This is a genomic window from Novosphingobium sp. (assembly GCF_032093395.1).
GTDB lineage: Bacteria > Pseudomonadota > Alphaproteobacteria > Sphingomonadales > Sphingomonadaceae > Novosphingobium.
Genome location: NZ_DAMDBA010000170.1, coordinates 1 through 2,077 on the forward strand (window position 1 = coordinate 1; position 2,077 = coordinate 2,077).

A 2,077-nucleotide genomic window follows, 5' to 3' on the forward strand; every position below is an offset into this window, starting at 1 on the left:
AAAAACGACATTTTCCAAAAAATGGCGGTTTCCAGCGAGTTCAACCTCTTCGCCAACCAAATATGGGGACGATCCCCCGGTTATCAACCGGACCACAAGTCAGCCCACCGAACGGGATCACCCGCGGAAACGCGCTTCCGAAAGGTCGAGTTCGCGGGTCAGCTTGCGAATGGTCTCGCTACCCACGCTTCGGGTGCGGATGAGTTCACCCAAGGCCACGCGTTCGGCCTTGAGGCCGACGAGCCGGAAATCGCGGAACAACCGCTCCTGCTCGCGGGCGGCATCGCGCTCATCCTCGCTCAGTCCCTCGATCCGCTCGCGGTAGAGATCCATCACACGACCACCGGCGGAAGCGTAACGATCGGCATCGCCACGCCTCTCGGCGAGGCGGTGCTGGTGACGTTCGATCGCCCGGATCGCCGCCTCGGCCGTGGCGACGCGCGCCGCATCTTCCTCGGCCTGCTTCGACGGCTCGCCTGGCATGGTCAGATCCTTCAGGAGCACAGGCAATGCGATGCTTGCGAGAACGAGCGATACGATGATCACGCCCGCCGCCAGGAAGATCGCCAAATCGCGCGCGGGAAACGGCGTACCGTCATTGAGCACGAGCGGGATCGTGAGCACGCCGGCCAGGGTGATGGCACCGCGAACGCCCGCGAAGGACATCGCCGCGACGAGCCTCCAGTTGGGACTGCGAATGGTAGCGGCATCTTCCTTGCCGGCCTGCCGCTTGCGCAGGATCGTGAACTTGAACGACAGCCACACCCAGGCGAAGCGGAGCGCGGCGAGGCCGAGAACGATGGCGACAACATAGAGCGCCAGCCAGCCGGGCTGCGTATGGCCAGTTACCGCCACGGTGGCCTTCGCTTCGGCAAGAATGGCGGGGAGCTGTTCGCCCAAGAGAACGAAGATGATGCCGTTCAGGGTGAACTGGATCGTGTCCCACACCGAGTTGCGGCGCATGCGGGTGACGGCCATGGCCTCTCGCGAGATTTCCGCGAAGGTCATCGTAACGCCCGCGCTGACGGCGGCAAGGATGCCCGAGGCATGGAAGTGCTCGGCCAGCATGTAGGAGCCAAAGGGAATCAGCAGGCTGACCAGGATCTGCGAGCCGGTGTCCTCACCCCAACGGCGCGTGACCCAGGCCTTTGCGCGCGAGACGACCAGCGTAACCGCCACACCGATGACAAGGCCCGCGCCCGCCACCCAGAGGAAGTTCAGCGCGGCCCCTCCGGCCGAGAAGGTGCCGGTCAGCGCCGCTGCCACGGCAAAGCGCAGGCAGACCAGGCCCGAAGCGTCGTTCAGCAGGGATTCCCCTTCGAGAATGTGCATCATGCGCTTCGGGATCGGCACGCGCGCGGCGATGGCCGAAACCGCGATCGGGTCCGTGGGCGAGACGACCGCGGCCAGCGCGAAAGCGACCGCCAGCGGCATGGCCGGGATCATCCAGTGGATGAACAGGCCCATGCCGATCACGGTCGTCAACACCAGCCCCAGCGCCAGTTCGACCACCGTCGAGACGTCCTTGAACAATTCGTCCTTGGGAATGCGCCATCCGTCAAGAAACAGAAGAGGCGGCAGGAACAGCAGCAGGAACAGTTCGGGATTGAGGGAAACGCTGTAGGACGTCGAAAGACCGATAACGCAGCCCAGCAGTATCTGTACGAGGGGTGTCGGTACCGACCACGGGAGCATGCGCGATACGGCACCGCTCACCACCACCGCCAGCAACAGGAAAAGTACGACCGAAACTGACTCCAAACCTTGGCTCCTTCTTTTTATGCCTACCTTCTTCGGGAGCGACCATGGCGAGCGATGGCAAGGATTGCAAATCCCGCACCCTGGTTTCCTGGCGGTGTCGCGCGAGCGAAACCCTTTGATACAAATTCTATCAGGCCTTCGTTGGGCTTGCGCGATAGGATCGCGCCATGGAAGATAGCCGCCCTCAAGCGGTCCAGCCTTCAGGCCGTACGAACGAAAGCGAGCAGTGACGAAGACCGCCTTGATCATCCGGCATGTCCCTTGAAGGGGTCGCCGGCTATCGCATGCCGATCGAAGCGGCCGGATACGATGTCGA

Annotated in this window: 1 protein-coding gene; it reads right to left on the reverse strand. The window is 63.1% G+C overall.

The window, feature by feature from the left end; genetic code table 11:
- Positions 1-117 precede the first annotated feature (117 nt).
- The gene (locus RT424_RS24400; protein WP_313443489.1) at positions 118-1,761 is read right to left on the reverse strand and encodes a Na+/H+ antiporter; all 1,644 of its coding nucleotides are present in this window, start codon (positions 1,759-1,761) and stop codon (positions 118-120) included.
- Positions 1,762-2,077 lie beyond the last annotated feature (316 nt).